This window comes from Streptomyces pseudogriseolus, assembly GCA_002154585.1.
In the GTDB taxonomy this organism is placed as follows: Bacteria; Actinomycetota; Actinomycetes; order Streptomycetales; family Streptomycetaceae; genus Streptomyces; species Streptomyces pseudogriseolus.
This window is the reverse complement of record MUNG01000624.1, coordinates 1-1,235: the sequence shown is the minus strand read 5'-3', so window position 1 is coordinate 1,235 and position 1,235 is coordinate 1. Positions and strand designations below refer to the sequence as shown.

The 1,235-nt window shown below is 73.4% G+C and carries 1 protein-coding gene; it reads left to right on the top strand.

What is annotated here, in order from left to right; genetic code table 11:
* A partial coding sequence (locus CCN29_RS33535; RefSeq protein ID WP_086686258.1) for a phosphohexomutase domain-containing protein occupies nt 1–1,107 on the top strand: 1,107 nt, incomplete at its 5' end.
* Between the last annotated feature and the right edge of the window lie 128 nt (nt 1,108–1,235).

Sequence of the window (1,235 nt, the reverse complement as noted above, 5' to 3'; positions counted from 1 at the left end):
GCCGAGATCGAGGCGATCGCCTCCCTCACCACCGTCCCCCGCCCCAGCACCGGCTGGGAGACCCTCGACGACTCCGTCCTGGACGCCTACCTCGCCCGCACGGACGCCGTCCTCGCCCCCGGCTCCCCCCGCACCGCCCGCACCGTCTACACGGCCATGCACGGCGTCGGCAAGGACGTCCTCCTCGCCGCCTTCGCCCGCGCCGGTTTCCCCGCCCCCGACCTCGTCACCGAGCAGGCCGAACCGGACCCGGACTTCCCGACCGTCGCGTTCCCCAACCCGGAGGAGCCCGGCGCGATGGACCTCGCCTTCGCGAAGGCCCGCGAGACCGACCCCGACCTGGTCATCGCCAACGACCCGGACGCCGACCGCTGCGCCGCGGCCGTCAAGGACGGCGCGGACTGGCGCATGCTGCGCGGCGACGAGGTCGGCGCGCTCCTCGCCGCCCACCTGGTCCGCCGCGGCGCGACCGGCACGTTCGCGGAGTCGATCGTCTCGTCGTCCCTCCTCGGCCGTATCGCCGAGAAGGCGGGCCTCCCCTACGAGGAGACCCTGACCGGCTTCAAGTGGATCGCCCGCGTCGACGGCCTGCGCTACGGCTACGAGGAGGCCCTCGGCTACTGCGTGGACCCGGACGGCGTCCGCGACAAGGACGGCATCACCGCCGCCCTGCTCCTCACGGAACTGGCGTCCGAGCTCAAGGCGGAGAACCGCACCCTCCTCGACCTTCTCGACGACCTCGCCGTGGAGCACGGCCTGCACGCCACGGACCAGCTCAGCGTCCGCGTGCAGGACCTCGGCCTGATCGCCGCCGCGATGCGCCGCCTGCGCGAGCAGCCCCCGACGGAGCTGGCGGGCCTGCGCATCACGAAGGCGGAGGACCTGACCGAGGGCACGGACAAGCTCCCGCCCACCGACGGCCTGCGCTACACGCTGGACGGCGCCCGGGTCGTGGTCCGCCCCAGCGGCACGGAACCGAAGCTGAAGTGCTACCTGGAGGTGGTGATCCCGGTCGCCGCCAAGGCGGACCTCCCCGAGGCCCGCACCAGGGCGACAGCCCTCCTCACCACCATCAAGCAGGACCTGTCCAAGGCAGCGGGCATCTGAGACGACGAAGACGGGGGCGGCCCAAGGCCGCCCCCGTCACAGCTCACCCGGCCGAGCCCTCAGCCCAACCCTCAGCCAAGCCCTCAGCCCAACCCCCACAACACAGCCAGCAGCACGGCCCCCGCCAC